Genomic DNA, 15,385 nt, shown 5'->3' on the forward strand with positions numbered 1-15,385 from the left:
CAGGAGGTCTGCGGATCGGCGATCAGTGACTAGGGCTCGCCACCCCACCAGCCGATGGCCACGGGTTCCCAGGAATCATTGGCGAAGCCGCAGCTTGGGCGCTCTCGATTCGGGGTCGACCATCCACAGCGGTGGTGGTCGTCGAATCCGAGAGGGGTCATGTCTTCGGACGATAACAGCTTCCTTGACGCTTCACAATAAATTCTCAGCAACGAACAGGCGAACCGCTGATCGTGCCGCGCCCTCTCGGATTGGCTTCGTCGAGGATGTGTCAGACTCGTATCGCCGGGTCAGCCGGGCGTGGCCGGGTCAGCCGGGCGTGGCCGGGTCAGCCGATTTCGACGAGGATGACTCCGACGGTGATGAAGCCGATGCCCAGCAGCGCCTTCTGTGTGAGCGGATCCTTCCAGATCACGCGGGAGAGCAGGCAGACCAGGGCGACTCCGCAGGCCGCCCACAGACCATAGGCGACGCCGAGCGGCATCCCCTCAGCCAGGGTGCGGCCGAGGAAGAAGAAGGCCGCGGTGTAGCTGATCGCCACAGGGATGAACCAGATCTTGCGCTGCAGTCCGGCGCTTGCACGCAGGCACAGGGTGCCGGCGACTTCGCTGAGGATCGACAGGGCCAACCACAGCCAGCTCATTCGGTCACCTCCGCACCGACGGTCTCGGACTCTTCGGGAGTGCCGGACTCGACGAGGATGACGCCGATGATGATGAGGGCGATCCCGATGATGGCGCCGATGCTCAGGAGCTCACCGAAGAATACGACGCCGAGCACGGCGACGAGCGCGACCCCGCTGGCAGACCAGGTGGCGTAGACGGCACCGAGCGGCATGCCCAGACGCTGGGTGAGGCCGAGGATGAAGAAGGCTGTGGCGTAGAGGACGACGACACCGGGAATCCACACGGGATCGGACACCGATGCGCGCAGCATCAGGGTGGCGGCCACCTCGGCGAGGATGGCTGTGACGAGCAGCAGCAGCCGTTTCGAGTTCATTCGCTCACCTCCGTTTCGGTGACATTCGACGCTCCCTCCGCGGCATCGCTGATTGTTTCGGCCGGAGCGCCGGCCACTTCAGCGGCATCGCTGGTCGCCTCGGCGGCATCGATGAGCGCGAGGGCGTGTCGGCACACGGCCGCGAGATCATCGGAGGGGAACACTCCGGTGGCTTCGGACATCCACGCGCCGTCGGCGCAGAACCGGGCCGCGGTCAGCAGAGACACCTCGCGTGGGTCGAGTCCGGCGGTGTCGAACCACGGGCCGAGGTGCTCGCTCCACGCCCGCGACAGCTTCGGGTGGTAGAGCGCATCCGAGAAGATCCAGTAGTCAGCGCGGGAGACCTCGGCGGTGGTGGCCACGGTGACGTAGGCGCGGTACCGTTCGAAGCTCGTCAGATCCTCACTCGCGCGGCCGGTGTGTGCGCGCAGTCGCTGCGCCCAGTCTTCGGCTGCGTGGCCGACGAGCCCGAGCATGAGGGCTTCCTTGGACGGGAAGTGATACATCAGTCCCGGCTTCGTCAGCCCCGCCTTCTGCGCGACCGACTCGAGCGAGATCGTCACGCCCTGCACCGAATCGTGCGATTCGGCCAGAGCCTTCGCCGCTTCGAGGATTCGCATCCGTCCATCAGTTGCCATGCCTCAACTTTACCAACCGGTTGGTAAAGTACCCCAGTGCGAAAGAGAGGGCGGTCCGCACCTTGCTGGTGCGGACCGCCCTCTCGTCTCGGTTTGCAGACCGCTGGCCTCCCTGCGAGCGTTCGCCTGGCTTCTTGCGAAGCCTCCGCTCAGTTGAGAAGTGCTCGGTCGCCCAGAGTCGCTCCCTTGAGCTTCGAGAATTCGCCGAGCAGGGTTTCGACGGTCAGGTCCTTCTTCTCTTCGGCCGAAGCCTGGTAGATGATCCGTCCCTCGTGCATCATGATCAGCCGGTTGCCCAGTGCGATCGCCTGCTCCATATTGTGGGTGACCATGAGCGTGGTCAGCCCGTCGGCTTCGACGATCTTCTTCGTCAGGGCCGACACCAGGGCCGCGCGCTGCGGGTCGAGGGCGGCGGTGTGCTCATCGAGCAGCAGGATCCGCGGCTGGGTGAATCCGGCCATGAGCAGGCTGAGCGCCTGTCGCTGACCACCGGAGAGCAGCCCGACCTTCGTCTTCAGCCGGTTCTCCAGCCCCAGCTCGAGAGTGGCCAGCTCCTCCTTGAAGTGTTCGCGTCGCTCCGAGGTGGTCCCCCGCCCGAGTCCGCGCGGCCTTCCGCGCTTGAGAGCGAGCGAGAGGTTCTGCTCGATCGTGAGGTCCGGAGCGGTGCCGGCCATCGGGTCCTGGAAGACTCGGCCCAGGTATCTCGCCCGCTTGTATTCGGGCATCCGCGACACCTCTGCGCCGTCGATGGTGATCGAACCGGAGTCGATGGGCAGGCGGCCGGAGATGGTGTTGAGCAGCGTCGACTTTCCGGCGCCGTTGGAGCCGATGACGGTGACGAAGTCGGATTCGTCGAGCTCGAGTGAGAGCCCCTGCAGCGCCTTGCGTTCATTGACGGTACCCGGGAAGAACGTTTTGGAGATGTTGTCGATCTTGAGCATGGGTCTCAGATCTCCTTCCCGGATCGGGCGCCGTTCGCACCGGCGGGGATGTCGGCGATCTCTGCGGGGTCCTGCATATCGGTCATCCCCTCCGGCACCGAGGCGGCCGCGCGGTTTCCGCGTCCGCGCAGTGAGGGGATCCGCTTGAGGAATCCCCACCTGGGCAGCAGCAGTGCGATGACGACGAGGAGCGCGGTCGTCAGCTTCATATCGTTCGTATCCAGGCCCGCACGCAGGGCGAGGAAGATGATGAGTCGGTAGACGACCGACCCGAGGAGCGCTCCGAGGCTGGCCATGAAGATGTTGCGGCTGCCGAACACTGCCTGGCCGAGGATCACCGAGGCGAGTCCGACGAGGATGAGGCCGATGCCCATGCTGATATCGGAGAATCCCTGGTACTGAGCGATGAGTGCGCCGCAGAGGGCGACGAATCCGTTCGACAGGGCCAGGGTGAGCATCGTCGAATTGTCGGTGTTGACGCCGAGACTGCGGATCATCTCTTTGTTGTTGCCGGTGGCCTGGATGGCCAGTCCGAGGTCGGTGGTGAGGAACCAGTCGATGGCGAACTTGAGGATGAGGGCGAACACGAGCAGGATCGCGATCGATGCCCAGCCGCCCATGAGCATGTTCTCGCGCAGCGGGGTGAACACGGTGTCTTCTCGCAGGAGCGGCAGGTTCGCCTTCCCCATGATCCTCAGGTTGATCGACCACAGGCCGATCATCGTGAGGATGCCGGCGAGCAGTCCGTCGATGCCGCCCTTCGTGTGGAGCAGGCCGGTGATATAGCCGGCGATGAGTCCGGCGCCGATGGCAGCGGCGGTGGCCAGGAAGGGGTTGACACCGGCGATGATGAGGGAGGCTGCGGTGGCGCCGCCCGTGGTGAAGCTTCCGTCGACGGTGAGGTCGGGGAAGTTGAGGACCTTGAAGGTCAGATAGACCCCGAGCGCCATCGCGCCGTAGATGAGCCCGAGCTCCAATGCTCCGAACATGGGTTTCCGTTCATTTCTGGTGTGTGGTTCGTGGTGGCCCCGAGGTCGTCGGCAAGAGCGCCGGCGGCCTCGGGGCCGGTGACGTCGGTGCGGTCGGAGAGTTCAGGCTCCGCGCACCGGGTCACGGGGTGTTGCAGGTGTCAATCACTCGATGACCTTGTCGGCTTCGTCGACGAGCTTCTTCGGAATCTCGACGCCCTGGGCCTTGGCAGCCTTCGGATTGACGACGAGCTCGAGGTTCGAGCTGGTCTCGACGGGCATCTCAGCGGGCTTCTTTCCGTCCTGGAGGATCTTCAGGGCCATTGCGCCGGTCTGTTCGCCGAGCTTCGTGTAGTCGATGCCGCGGGTGATGGCCGCACCGGATTCGACCTGGCCAGCTTCCGATCCGACGAGCAGAGCCTTGTTCTTCTCTGCCGCCTGGACCATGGTCGACACTGCCGAGACCACATTGTTGTCAGTGGGCACGTAGTAGGCGTCGACCTTGCCGAGCGAGTCCACGGCCTGAGCGAGTTCGCCCGAGTTCGCGATCGTCGCTTCCTTGATCTTCACGTCGAGGTCCTTTGCGGCCTTCTTCGCGAGATCGACCTGCACCTGCGAGTTGACCTCACCGGAGCTGTAGACGATGCCGACGGTCTTCGCATCGGGTTTGACGTCCTTGACCAGCTTCAGCTGCTCTTCGACCGGGTTGAGGTCGGAGGTGCCGGTGACGTTTCCGCCGGGCTTGTCGTTGGAATCGACGAGTCCGGCTTCCTCGGCGTCGGTGACGGCGGTGAAGAGCACGGGCTTGTCGGAGATCGCCTGAGCCGCCGCCTGAGCGGCCGGGGTGGCGACGGCGAGCACGAGATCGAGGTCATCGCTGGCGAACTGCTGGGCGATCGAGGTCGCATTGGCCTGTTCGCCCTGGGCGTTCTGCACATCCCATTCGACGTCGACGCCGGCGTCCTCGAAGGACTTCTTGAAGCCTTCGGTGGCGGCATCGAGCGCCGGGTGCTGCACGAGCTGCGAGACGCCGATGGAGAACGAATCGCCTTCACCGCCGCCGCCCTCACCGCCGCCGCAGGCCGAAACTGCAAGAATCGAACCGACTGCCACCATTGCTGTGGCCACTTTCCTGAGACGCATTCTTCTCCCTTTCGGAATACCGGTCCGCCGGTGCGGATCCGTCACGAATTCTGCATTCGACACCGCCGCTCCTCGCACTCAAGGAGGGACGGCGATGCAGATGAATGATGCGCCGCCGTCGCTCAGACCGTTCTGAGATGATGACGCGCATCACGTCGAATGTGATGATATCCACTGTATGGCCCGGCACTGACACCGGGTGCCGAATCACGGCTTTGGAGACAATCGTCCCAGTATCGTTATCTGCGGCGACAGACGTCCCCTCAGGCCTCGATTTCGATATCCGATCGTCCCAGCACATCGAGGATCCATGCGTACTCGAAGGCGATCTCCTTCCAGGCGTCATACCGCCCGGAGGCTCCCCCGTGCCCGGCGACCATTTCGGTCTTGAGCAGGGCGTTCGCACCGACCTCGCGGAGTCGGGCGACCCATTTCGCGGGTTCGACGTAGAGGACTCGGGTGTCGTTGAGCGAGGTCACGGCCAAGATCTGCGGGTAAGCCGCCTCGGTGACGTTTTCGTAGGGAGAGTACGAGCGCATGTACTCGTAGACTTCCGGATCATGGAGCGGGTCGCCCCACTCCTCCCATTCGATGACGGTCAGCGGCAGCTCGGGCATGAGGATCGAAGTCAGCGCGTCGACGAAGGGCACTTCGGCGCTGATTCCGGCGAAGAGCTCAGGCGCCATATTCGCAATCGCGCCCATGAGCAGTCCGCCGGCCGATCCGCCGCTGGCCACGAGCCGGTCCGGGCTCGTCCATCCGGTGTCGATGAGGTGGCGGGCGACGTCGATGAAGTCGGTGAACGTGTTCTTCTTCGCCGTGGTCTTGCCCTGGTCGTACCAGTGTCGGCCCATTTCTCCGCCGCCGCGCACGTGGGCGATGGCGAAGACGACGCCGCGGTCGAGCAGCGACAGCCGCGAGACCGAGAAGTACGGGTCCATGCTCGCCTCATACGAGCCGTACCCGTAGAGGAGCAGCGGTGCCGGCTCGACTTTCGCCGAGGCGGCCCCGCCGTTCATCTCGTCCGCACCGTCGCCTGTCCCCGCCGTCGCCGAGGCAGTGCCGCCGTCGAATCGGTGAAGATCCTTGCGGAATACGACCGAGACCGGGATATCGGTGCCGTCTGCGGCCTTCGCCCATAGGAGGGTTTCGGTGTAGTCGTCCAGATCGACCGATCCGAGAACTGGCTGACGCTTGAGAACCATGTCAGTGCCGTCTGCGACCCTGTGGGAATAGATCACGGCGGGTGTGGACATGGAGGTGAAATGCAGTCGGATGCTCGCCTGCTCGAACTCGGGGTTATTGCCCACATAGAGTGACCCGGTCTCCCGACCGAAGGGCAGCTCCTGCAGCGGAGCGAACGGAGAGGAGGAGTCCCCCAAGCGAATGATGCCGACGCGTGCGAAGCCGCCGCGACGGTAGCTGAGCACGATGAAGTCGGCGAAGGCGTCGACGTCTTCGATCCGCAGGCCGTCGATGCGCAGCTCGCCGTCAGTGCCTGCACCGGATTCGGTGACGATGACGTCGCGGCCGGGTGCGGTCGGGTCGGCGACGGGAACGTCGACGAGGTCGAAGTCGGCGCGGTTGCGATTGTGGGTGATGAAGAATCGGTCTTCACCGCCGATGACGGCGTGCTCGACGTTGTATTCGACTCCGTCGACCCGGGGCCAGATCTCCTGCGGTTCGGCTTCGAGATCGTCGGCGCTGATGCTCCAGTATCCGGTGGTCGTCTTCGATCCGGTGACGACGAACATCATCCGGCCCGAGCGCGAGAAGCCCGATCCGACGAAGAAGCGCTCATCGGGTTCGTGGAAGATGCACACATCGTCGCTGCTGTCGGTGCCGACGACGTGGCGCCACACTTTCTCCGGTCGCCAAGCGTCGTCAACGGTGGTGTAGAAGACGTAGCGTCCGCTCGGGTCGAGCGAGGCTCCGGCGAAGGTGCCGTCGATCGTGTCGGCGAGGTCGTCTCCCGTGATGAGGTCGCGGACGTGGAGGGTGTAGCGTTCGTCGCCGGTGGTGTCGACGCCGTAGAGGAGTCGGCTGCCGTCGTCGGAGAGTGAGAAGGAGCCGAGGGAGAAGAACTCCTGACCTTCGGCGGCGATGTTCGAGTCGAAGACGACCTCTTCACCGGGCAGCGGTTCTTCGCCGACCTCCGGCGGGGTCCAGTCATCGGGACCGGAGATGGGGATCCGGACGCTGATGCCGTAGTCGAGTCCGGCCTTCGTGCGGGAGAAGTACCAATAGTTCCCGCGCCGGTTGGGCACGGACATGTCGGTCTCTTTGATGCGCGTTTTGATCTCGGTGAATATCGAGTTCTGGAGGCCTTCGAGGTGAGCGGTCTGCGCGCTGGTCCAGGCGTTCTCCGCTTCGAGGTGGGCGATGACCTCGGGCGATTCCTTCTCACGCATCCACTCGTAGTCGTCGATGAAAGTGTGGCCGTGATGAGTGCGCTCGAATGGGACCTTCTTCGCCACCGGCGCCGATGTCGGAGTCGCGGTCGTCGAGGTTGCGGAGTCGTTGCCGGAAGTTTCGCTCATGACGCCAGCCTATCCGCCGTCCCACGAACACCCGCACCTCGTCACTGCCTCACCCCTCGACACCACCAGGTGAGCAGAATGCACTCAACGCGCTCAATGAGCAGAAAGCGCAGAGTGAGCACAAGCACGCCGTTGACACTCAGCAACCTCTAAGGTGAGTCTCACATCACACCTGCCTTCAAAGGAGAAGTCCGTGCCAAAGGCGCCACCTCCCGAGGATTCCGTGTCGGAATCCTCTCATCCTTCGCGACGAACCTTCGGTCGCATCGCCTACGGGGCGATCGCCTTGGCGGCGATCGGAACGGCGACGACCTACTCGGTCAAGGCCGCCTCGGCGAAGGGTGACCTGTCATCGAATCTCACCCTCATCGCTCCGGCCGGCGCCGGCGGCGGCTGGGACGGGTTCGCTCGCGAGACCCAGCAGGCCATGCGCGTCGAGCGGCTCGCGAACAACGCCCAGGTCGTCAACATCCCGGGTGCCGGCGGCACCATCGGGCTCGGCAAATTCTCGACCATGCACGGTCAGGCGGACACGATCCTGGCCACCGGCACCGCCATGGTCGGCGGAATCGCCCTGAACAAGTCACCGGTCGGCTTCGACAACACGACTCTGCTCGCCCGAGTGGCCGAGGACTATGACGTACTCATCGCCGCCGCCGATTCTCCGCACAACACGATCGACGATGTCATCGGTGCGTGGAAGAAGGATCCGAAGGGATTCGTGTGGACGGGCGGTTCGGCCGGCTCGGTCGACCATCTGACCATCGCTCAGCTGGCGCTGCTCGGCGGGATCTCCGCCTCGGACATCACCTACATTCCGAAGTCCGGCGGCGGTGAAGCCATCCAGACTCTGCTTTCGGGCACCACCGATTTCGCCTCCTGCGGCTTCAACGAGGTCTCCGACCAGATCGAGGCCGGACGCGTCAAAGCCATCGGCGTGGCTGCACCCAAACGCATCGAGGGCTTCGACGACGTGCCGACCATGTCCGAACAGGGCTACGAGGTCACGCTGACGAACTGGCGCGGCTGGCTCGGAGCGCCGGACATCACCGGCGACGAATCCGCTCAGCTGCTCGACGTGCTGACGAAGACCCGCGACAGCGCCGCATGGAAGGACGCCCTCGATCGGAACAAGTGGACCGACGTGTGGCAGACCGGCGAGGAATTCGCGGAGTTCATCAAAGAAGACAGCTCCCGAGTGGAGAAGCTGCTGAAGGAGTTGGGACTGTGAGCGCACAGACGACGGCGAAGACGGAGCGGACGGGCCACCTCGGCGCGGGCACCTGGTGGCAGGGACGGTCAGGGCTCATCGTCCCCCTCATCATGGGGGCGTTCTCGACCTATCTGCTCATCGGCATCCTCACCATGGAGGTGCCTGCGGATGCGGACAAACCTGGCCCGCAGTTCTTCCCGACGATCATCATGCTCGTCGGCTACGCGCTGACGATTCTGCTGGTCATCGCCTATATCCGCAATCCCGAACCCGTCGATGTCGACGATGAGCTGCCGGCCGCGGCGAGGAGGACAAGGCGTTCTCGACTCCGGTCACGTCGGCGGTCTCGGCCTCTCGACTCTCTCCTCACGAAGAAGACGAGCCGGAGAAGGATCGAGCAGCTCTGGCCGCGGCGCGCAAAGCAGATGCGAAGCATCGCACGCACAGTGACTTCGTGTCCCTGGCCTGGGGCGCCGGCGGGTTCGCGGCGTTCGCGCTCCTCCTCGAATTCGCCGGATGGATCATCGCCGCAGCCCTGCTGTTCTGGTGCGTGGCTCGGTCGATGGGCTCGAAGAAGCCGCTGTTCGACCTCACTCTGGCACTGACGTTCTCGTCCCTGGTCTACATCGCCTTCGCGGTGCTGCTGGGGCTCAATCTTCCTTCGGGAATTCTGGGAGGTGGCTTCTGATATGGACGCCCTCATGTCCCTCTTCGAAGGGTTCACACACGCTCTGACGCCGATGAACCTGCTGTGGGTCCTCGTCGGCTGCTTCCTCGGCACCGCCGTCGGTGTGCTGCCGGGCCTCGGGTCGTCGATGGCCGTGGCACTGCTGCTTCCGATGACCTTCGCTCTGGATCCCACGGGTGCGTTCATCATGTTCGCCGGTGTCTACTTCGGTGGGCTCTTCGGCGACTCGACGATGGCCATCCTCATGAACACACCGGGTCAGGCCTCTGCGATCGCCTCGACGTTCGAAGGCCACAAGATGGCCAAGTCAGGGCGCGCCCCACAGGCTCTGGCTACGGCCGCGATCGGCGCGTTCATCGGCGGGTTCATCTCCTGCTTCCTCGTCGTCTTCGTCGCACCGGCTCTGGCCGACCTGTCGACGAGCTTCGGCCCGGCCGAGTTCTTCGCCCTCGCGCTCTTCGCCTTCGTCGCCACCTCCTCGGTGGTCGCCGATTCGGTGCTCAAGGGGCTCACGGCTCTGGTGCTGGGTATCGGCATCACCGTCATCGGCATCGACTCGGTCTCGGGTACAGAGCGGTTCACGCTCGGCGTCCCCGAGCTCTTCGACGGCGTCTCCCTGGTCACGGTGACCGTGGGTGTGCTCGCCCTCGGCGAGGTGTTCTTCATCGCCTCTCGCATCCGCCGTCAGACCAAGGACAACACGATCAATTCCTCGGGTCGTCCGTTCCTCTCGCGCAAGGAGGTCGGCGAGGCGCTGCCGGCATGGCTGCGCGGAACCGCGATCGGTCTGCCCTTCGGCGTCATCCCCGTCGGCGGTGCCGATGTTCCGACGTTCATGGCCTACGGTCTGGAGCGCAAGCTCGATTCCCGCCGGAAGGATCCGCAGTTCGGCAAGGGCGCAATCCGTGGTCTTGCCGCCCCCGAGGCGGCCGGATCGGCGACGACGGGCATCGCCATGGGCGCCCTGCTGGCACTGGGTCTGCCGATCTCGGCGACGGCGGCGATCATGTTGGCTGCCTTCCGTCAGTACGGCATCCAGCCCGGGCCGCTGCTCTTCGACCGCTCCCCCGAGCTGGTCTGGGGTCTGCTGGCGAGCTTCTTCGTCGCGATGATCGTCCTGCTCATCATCAACCTGCCGTTCGCTCCGCTGTGGGCGAAGCTGCTGAAGATCCCGGACCCGTACCTCTACGGCGGCATCGCCGTCTTCTGCGGACTGGGCATCTATGCGACTTCCGCCTCGACGTTCGAGCTGCTCATCCTCTTGGGCATCGGTGTGCTGAGCTTCGTGCTCAAGCGCTACGGTGTGCCGTTGGCGCCGCTGATGATCGGCATGGTGCTCGGACCCCTGGCCGAGTCGAACCTGCGCGATGCTCTGCTGGCCGCCGGCGGTGATGCGTCGACTCTGGTGTCGTCGCCGATCACGATCGTCATCTACGTCGTGCTCATCGCCGCTCTCGTCTACACCGGCATCGGCCGAGTTCTGGCCCGAAAGCGCCAGAAGCAGGCGACGTCAGGAGCATCGAACTCCACAGAGTCGATCAGCCTCTGACCCAGCGGCGGCACCTGGCCGTCGCTCAAGCCGAAGGGCGGCACCTGGCTGTCGTTCAAGCCCAAGCGCGGTTCGCCAGCCAACTAACCGTCGTTCAAGGCCAAGCGCGGATATCGAGACGCCTACGTCCCGATATCCGCGCTTCTGCTTGATCGAGGGTTGTCGGGCCAGCCACCCGCCGCCCGAGGGCCCGCTAACCCATCCGGTCAGCGGTCGGAACTGGCGCCGGCTCCCGGCAGGAGTCGCCCGGCCCCCTTGAGGCCACAGCTCGTGAGCACGGCGGCCACGAGGACGAGGACGACGGCCGCACCGGCGGCCCACTGCACGCCGAAGTCGAAGGCAGACACGGCCGCCTCGGTGATTCGTTCACCGGCTGCACCACTCAGCCCGGACGCGTATTCGAGCGCGGAGCCGAGCGTATCGAACTGAGCTCTGTCCGCTTTGTCCCCGATCGCGGACTGCAGCGCGGATCCGTACATGAAGGTCGAGAGTCCACCGAGCACGGTCGTTCCCATGACGGACCCGAATTCGTACGCGGTTTCCGATATCGCCGAGGCAGCTCCGGCCTTGTGAGCGGGGACTGCGGCGAGGATGAGGTCGTTCGTGATGACCTCGGCGGTGCCGAGTCCGATGCCGAGGATGAGGAAGGCCAGCAGCATTCCCATCACGGAGTGTTCGGAGGTGAAGGCGATGATGCCCATGCCGACCGCGTTGAGCGCGAGCGCGCAGGGCACGACGACGCGCGGTTCGAAGCGGGCGATGAGCGGCACTGCCAGATAGCCGGCCGCAACCGAGGTAATGAGCCCCGGGATGAGCACAAGGGCGGCGTCGATCGGTGAGAGTCCGAGCACGAGCTGGAGCAGCTGGGTGCCGAAGTAGAGGAACCCTGCCAGTCCCATGATGCTCAACAGGTTCGACACCACCGCCGAGGTGAACACGGAGTTCGCGAACAGACGGACGTCGAGCATCGGGTTCGGAGTGGCGAGCTGGCGGAGGACGAAGCTGGCTCCGGCGACGATAGCCACGGACAGGCTGAGCCAGAAGAGGAAGTCGGCGCCAGACGCCATGCTGTGTTTGATGGCAAAGACGAGCGGGGCCAGAGCAAGCATCGACAGAATGATGGAGAACGGGTCCAAGCGGCCGGGGTTCGGGTCGCGCGATTCGGGCAGCAGAATTGCAGCAGCGGGAATGAAGAGCGCGATGAGCGGCAGGTTGATGAAGAAGACCGAGCTCCAATGGAAGTGCTCGAGCAGGAAGCCGCCGACGATGGGCCCGAGTGCGGCACCACCGGAGAACATCGCGGCCCAGGTGGCGATCGCGATGCGACGGTCCTTGTCATGGTTGAAGATGTTGCGGATGAGCGACAGTGTCGATGGCATGAGGGTAGCGCCGAAGATGCCGAGCAGGGCGCGGGCGAGGATGAGCATCTCGGCGGAGGTGGAGAACGCCGCGAGCAGCGAGGCCGCACCAAAGCCGACAGACCCGATGATGAGCAGCTTGCGACGTCCGACCCGATCACCGAGGCTGCCCATGGCCACCAGCAGACCGGCGAGCATGAGCGCGTAGATGTCGACGATCCACAGCAGCTGCGTGCCCGTCGGATGCAGGCCGGTGCTGATGGCCGGGATCGCGAAGCCGAGGACCGTGTTGTCGATCGAGATCAGCAGCACGGGGATCATGAGCACCGCGAGTCCGGCCCATTCGCGCCGGCCGGCACGCAGCTGTGGAGTCAGTGTCGTCGTCATGGCATCAACTGTACCGTCTGGACGGTACAGTTGAAAATCGGTTGGAGTGCTGCAACCGAGATGCTCAGGTACTGCGCAGATACAGGCCCGGCCGCGCGAGGAATCCGAGCGGTCTCATGCATGCTTAGCTGGCAGAACACCAGGCACACGTCCGTCTCGTAAGTACAGCCATGGACTAGGCTCGTGGTTATGGCACGCAATCCGACCGCAACCAAGGAGAAGCTCCTCGACGCTTTCGATACGCTCCTCGACGAACACGGCACCGCCGGAGCGACTCTGGACGCAGTAGCGGCGAAGGCCGGAGTCTCCAAAGGCGGTCTGCTCTATCATTTCGGGTCGAAGGCCGAGCTCATCAAGGGCAGCCTGGAACGCCTCGACCAGCTGGTCGCCGAAGACGTCGAGGAGATGAACGCTGCCGGCGCGCGCCTCCACTACTACTACCTCGAGACCTCCGCCGAGGTCGGCACTCCCCTGGATCGCAGCCTCATCGCCGCCGGCTGCCTTGCACTCGAGAACGAGGACGCCAAGGCGGCTCTGCGTCGCACACGCGAAGCGTGGTTCGACGCTCTCAACAACCACCTCGGCGATGCTGATCTGGCGATGACGATTCAGCTCATCGGCGACGGAATGTACTTCAACCAGAACTTCGGGCTGTCACAGGATGAGGCCCTCGACCACGTGAAGCGAGTCCTCACGCGCCTGGGGCTCTAAGACGCCTACGCGCCTGGGGCGCCTGGGCAGCTGGGCCCCTAGATCAACTTCTCCTACGATCTGCGCACCTCCCCGGCAAGTGCACTTCCCTACTAGATGGGTGGGCGAAATGGTCACGTCCCGAGCAACAGAACGTGACCATTACGCCCACCTATGAGCGTCCACCCGATCGCCAAGAGCCGGATTCACCCCGAGCTCAGCTCAGGTGATGAACCTCCTGCAGTCCGTACACCGGGGTGTCGATTCCCTCGTGGCGAGCCTTGAGCTGGAGCGCCAGGTACAGCGAGTAGTGGCGGGCCTGATGCAGATTGCCGCCCATGAACCACAGGTTCTCCTGCTGGGTGGGCTTCCACATATTGCGCTGCTCACCCTCCCACGGGCCCGGGTCCTTCGTCGTCTCCGACCCCAAGCCCCAGCACTTGCCGACCTTGTCCGCGGTCTCCTGATCGACGAGGTCCGCGACCCACCCATTCATCGAACCATAGCCGGTGGCGTAGACGACGAGGTCAGCCGGCAGCTCGGTCCCATCGGAGAGGACGACGGCATCCTCGGTGAGGTGGTCGACCTGCCCCTTGGCCAGCTTCACTTTGCCGTCGGCGACGAGCTCGGCAGATCCGACGTCGATGTAATACCCCGACCCTCGACGCAGGTACTTGAGGAACAGCCCGGACTCATCGTCACCGAAGTCGAGGTCGAACCCGGCATCCTCCATCCGCTGGTAGAAGTCCTTGTCCGCTTCCTTGATCTGGTCGTAGAGCGGGATCTGGAACTCGTGCATGATCCGGTACGGCAGTGACGCGAAGATGAGATCCGCCTTCTCCGTCGTCACACCATTGGCCAGCGCGCGTTCGGAGTACAGGTCGCCCATCGCGATCTCCACGAGCGAGTCGCTCTTGACGATGTGCGTGCTCGAGCGCTGCACCATCGTGACGTCGGCGCCGTTCTCATACAGGGCGCCGCAGATGTCGAACGCCGAGTTGTTGCTGCCGATGACGACGACCTTCTTGCCAGCGTAGGCATCGGGGCCGGGGTGCTGTGAAGAGTGCTGCTGCTCGCCCTTGAAGATGTCCGAGCCGGGGAACGTGGGGATGTTCGGCTTGCCCGACATGCCCGTGGCCATCACCAGATGGGTCGGGCGCAGAGTGACCTTCTCCCCGTTTCGATCGACCTCGACCGTCCACCGGCCGGCCGCTTCGTCATATTTCGCCGACGCGGCTGTGGTCGATGACCAGTACGGAATCTCCATGATCTTCGTGTACGACTCCAGCCAGTCCGCGATCTTGTCCTTCGGCGCGAACACCGGCCAATTGTCAGGGAACTTCAGATACGGCAGATGGTCGTACCAGACCGGATCGTGCAGACACAGCGACTTGTACCGCGACCGCCACTGATCACCCGGACGCTCCCACCGGTCGATGACCAGCGAGGGCACCCCGAGTTGGCGGAGACGAGCGCCGAGGGCGATGCCGCCCTGCCCGCCACCGACGACGAGGATGTAGGGGTCGGCGGTCTTGCCCCAGGCGGCGTCCTCCTCGGCGAGCTTCTCCGACCAGCTCTTCCGCTCGGGATCGACTCCATGTTCGGCGCCTTTGACCCGGCGAGTGCCGCGCGGCTCCTCATGACCGGCGATCTCCTGCAGCGAGGTGAGCATGGTCCAGGCCTTAGTGCCGTCTTCGTCGATGAGGCGGACGAGCCCTTTTCCGCGCCCCACCGAGGTGGTGAAGGTGAACCAGGCTTCGGTCACTCCGTCGGCAGTTGCCGCCGGCTCGCTGAGTTCGAACTCCTCCGGCGAGACGCGGTCGAGGTTATGGGTGAGCAGGTCGGTGACCCCATCGGGATTCTCCACCGTCTTGAGATTCCAAGTGAAGGACACAAGGTCTCTCCAATAGCTGTCCGTGGCGAACAGTCCGGCGGCGGCCGGAATATCCCGGCGGCTCAAGGCCGATTCAAAGTCCTGCAGCCACCTCATTGCGATGTCATCGGCAGTCAGCTGGGGACGGTCGAGCGTCGTTGTCATCTTTCCTCCTCGTTGAGTTCAGTGACTCCAAACTAGGACGGACGCTCACGGCTCGGAAGAGTTGCATCGGATTGCATCGCTCGCACCGAGGCGGGATTCTCACAGACGCATCGACCCCATGGTCAGAGGTGCGTTCCCGTCTTATACTCAAGGCATGCTTCAGCCGGATCTGGCGCATCTCGCCAGAGATCTGACACGCATTCACGATGCTGTGATCACCGGGGCGTCTCCCC

Annotated in this window: 13 protein-coding genes; 4 read left to right on the plus strand and 9 right to left on the minus strand. The window is 64.3% G+C overall.

What is annotated here, in order from left to right:
- Positions 1-328 precede the first annotated feature (328 nt).
- From AC2W7L_RS01085 to AC2W7L_RS01115, 7 genes are all read right to left on the minus strand, one after another.
- Positions 329-643: a DMT family transporter gene (locus AC2W7L_RS01085; protein WP_486002878.1), complete on the minus strand. Its 315-nt coding sequence runs from the start codon at positions 641-643 to the stop codon at positions 329-331.
- The gene (locus tag AC2W7L_RS01090) at positions 640-999 is read right to left on the minus strand and encodes an SMR family transporter (RefSeq protein ID WP_039209294.1); all 360 of its coding nucleotides are present in this window, start codon (positions 997-999) and stop codon (positions 640-642) included. Before AC2W7L_RS01090 ends, AC2W7L_RS01085 begins: the two co-directional genes overlap by 4 nt.
- Positions 996-1,637 carry a TetR/AcrR family transcriptional regulator gene (locus AC2W7L_RS01095; RefSeq protein WP_486002879.1) on the minus strand — a complete coding sequence of 214 codons (642 nt, stop codon included), beginning with the start codon at positions 1,635-1,637 and terminating at the stop codon, positions 996-998. Before AC2W7L_RS01095 ends, AC2W7L_RS01090 begins: the two co-directional genes overlap by 4 nt.
- Before the next feature lie 149 nt (positions 1,638-1,786).
- Positions 1,787-2,578 carry an ABC transporter ATP-binding protein gene (locus tag AC2W7L_RS01100; protein ID WP_486002880.1) on the minus strand — a complete coding sequence of 264 codons (792 nt, stop codon included), beginning with the start codon at positions 2,576-2,578 and terminating at the stop codon, positions 1,787-1,789.
- Between the two features lie 5 nt (positions 2,579-2,583).
- Positions 2,584-3,567, minus strand: coding sequence for an ABC transporter permease (locus AC2W7L_RS01105; RefSeq protein WP_486002881.1), 984 nt, complete (start codon positions 3,565-3,567; stop codon positions 2,584-2,586).
- A 144-nt stretch (positions 3,568-3,711) separates the two neighbouring features.
- The gene (locus AC2W7L_RS01110; RefSeq protein WP_486002882.1) at positions 3,712-4,689 is read right to left on the minus strand and encodes an ABC transporter substrate-binding protein; all 978 of its coding nucleotides are present in this window, start codon (positions 4,687-4,689) and stop codon (positions 3,712-3,714) included.
- A 263-nt stretch (positions 4,690-4,952) separates the two neighbouring features.
- Complete coding sequence (locus AC2W7L_RS01115; protein WP_486002883.1) at positions 4,953-7,229, minus strand: S9 family peptidase; 2,277 nt, start codon at positions 7,227-7,229, stop codon at positions 4,953-4,955.
- Positions 7,230-7,422: 193 nt separating this feature from the next.
- On the opposite strand from AC2W7L_RS01115, the gene AC2W7L_RS01120 reads away from it, so the two are divergent.
- The 3 genes from AC2W7L_RS01120 to AC2W7L_RS01130 all read left to right on the plus strand — a co-directional run bounded on the left by AC2W7L_RS01120 (position 7,423) and on the right by AC2W7L_RS01130 (position 10,679).
- Positions 7,423-8,460 (plus strand): Bug family tripartite tricarboxylate transporter substrate binding protein, encoded by a 1,038-nt coding sequence (locus AC2W7L_RS01120; protein WP_486002884.1) that lies wholly within the window; start codon positions 7,423-7,425, stop codon positions 8,458-8,460.
- Positions 8,461-8,896: 436 nt separating this feature from the next.
- Positions 8,897-9,130 carry a tripartite tricarboxylate transporter TctB family protein gene (locus AC2W7L_RS01125; RefSeq protein ID WP_486002885.1) on the plus strand — a complete coding sequence of 78 codons (234 nt, stop codon included), beginning with the start codon at positions 8,897-8,899 and terminating at the stop codon, positions 9,128-9,130.
- Between the two features lies 1 nt (position 9,131).
- Positions 9,132-10,679 carry a tripartite tricarboxylate transporter permease gene (locus AC2W7L_RS01130; RefSeq protein WP_486002886.1) on the plus strand — a complete coding sequence of 516 codons (1,548 nt, stop codon included), beginning with the start codon at positions 9,132-9,134 and terminating at the stop codon, positions 10,677-10,679.
- A 206-nt stretch (positions 10,680-10,885) separates the two neighbouring features.
- On the opposite strand, the gene AC2W7L_RS01135 is transcribed toward AC2W7L_RS01130, so the two are convergent.
- Positions 10,886-12,424 (minus strand): MFS transporter, encoded by a 1,539-nt coding sequence (locus AC2W7L_RS01135; protein WP_486002887.1) that lies wholly within the window; start codon positions 12,422-12,424, stop codon positions 10,886-10,888.
- A 189-nt stretch (positions 12,425-12,613) separates the two neighbouring features.
- On the opposite strand from AC2W7L_RS01135, the gene AC2W7L_RS01140 reads away from it, so the two are divergent.
- Positions 12,614-13,135 carry a TetR/AcrR family transcriptional regulator gene (locus tag AC2W7L_RS01140; RefSeq protein ID WP_062239061.1) on the plus strand — a complete coding sequence of 174 codons (522 nt, stop codon included), beginning with the start codon at positions 12,614-12,616 and terminating at the stop codon, positions 13,133-13,135.
- Positions 13,136-13,331: 196 nt separating this feature from the next.
- Here the strand turns inward: AC2W7L_RS01140 and AC2W7L_RS01145 are convergent, their stop codons facing one another.
- Positions 13,332-15,152, minus strand: coding sequence for an NAD(P)/FAD-dependent oxidoreductase (locus AC2W7L_RS01145; RefSeq protein WP_486002888.1), 1,821 nt, complete (start codon positions 15,150-15,152; stop codon positions 13,332-13,334).
- Positions 15,153-15,385 lie beyond the last annotated feature (233 nt).

The sequence above is a fragment of the Brevibacterium sp. LAARM3_SD1 genome, assembly GCF_057364765.1.

Excerpts from the sequence above, each read along its gene's own strand:
- AC2W7L_RS01130 (WP_486002886.1), top strand. The coding sequence starts at position 9,132 with ATGGACGCCCTCATGTCCCTCTTCGAAGGGTTCACACACGCTCTGACG.
- AC2W7L_RS01090 (WP_039209294.1), bottom strand. The coding sequence starts at position 999 with ATGAACTCGAAACGGCTGCTGCTGCTCGTCACAGCCATCCTCGCCGAG.
- AC2W7L_RS01110 (WP_486002882.1), bottom strand. The coding sequence starts at position 4,689 with ATGCGTCTCAGGAAAGTGGCCACAGCAATGGTGGCAGTCGGTTCGATT.
- AC2W7L_RS01100 (WP_486002880.1), bottom strand. The coding sequence starts at position 2,578 with ATGCTCAAGATCGACAACATCTCCAAAACGTTCTTCCCGGGTACCGTC.
- AC2W7L_RS01085 (WP_486002878.1), bottom strand. The coding sequence starts at position 643 with ATGAGCTGGCTGTGGTTGGCCCTGTCGATCCTCAGCGAAGTCGCCGGC.
- AC2W7L_RS01135 (WP_486002887.1), bottom strand. The coding sequence starts at position 12,424 with ATGACGACGACACTGACTCCACAGCTGCGTGCCGGCCGGCGCGAATGG.
- AC2W7L_RS01140 (WP_062239061.1), top strand. The coding sequence starts at position 12,614 with ATGGCACGCAATCCGACCGCAACCAAGGAGAAGCTCCTCGACGCTTTC.
- AC2W7L_RS01095 (WP_486002879.1), bottom strand. The coding sequence starts at position 1,637 with ATGGCAACTGATGGACGGATGCGAATCCTCGAAGCGGCGAAGGCTCTG.
- AC2W7L_RS01145 (WP_486002888.1), bottom strand. The coding sequence starts at position 15,152 with ATGACAACGACGCTCGACCGTCCCCAGCTGACTGCCGATGACATCGCA.
- AC2W7L_RS01115 (WP_486002883.1), bottom strand. The coding sequence starts at position 7,229 with ATGAGCGAAACTTCCGGCAACGACTCCGCAACCTCGACGACCGCGACT.
- AC2W7L_RS01105 (WP_486002881.1), bottom strand. The coding sequence starts at position 3,567 with ATGTTCGGAGCATTGGAGCTCGGGCTCATCTACGGCGCGATGGCGCTC.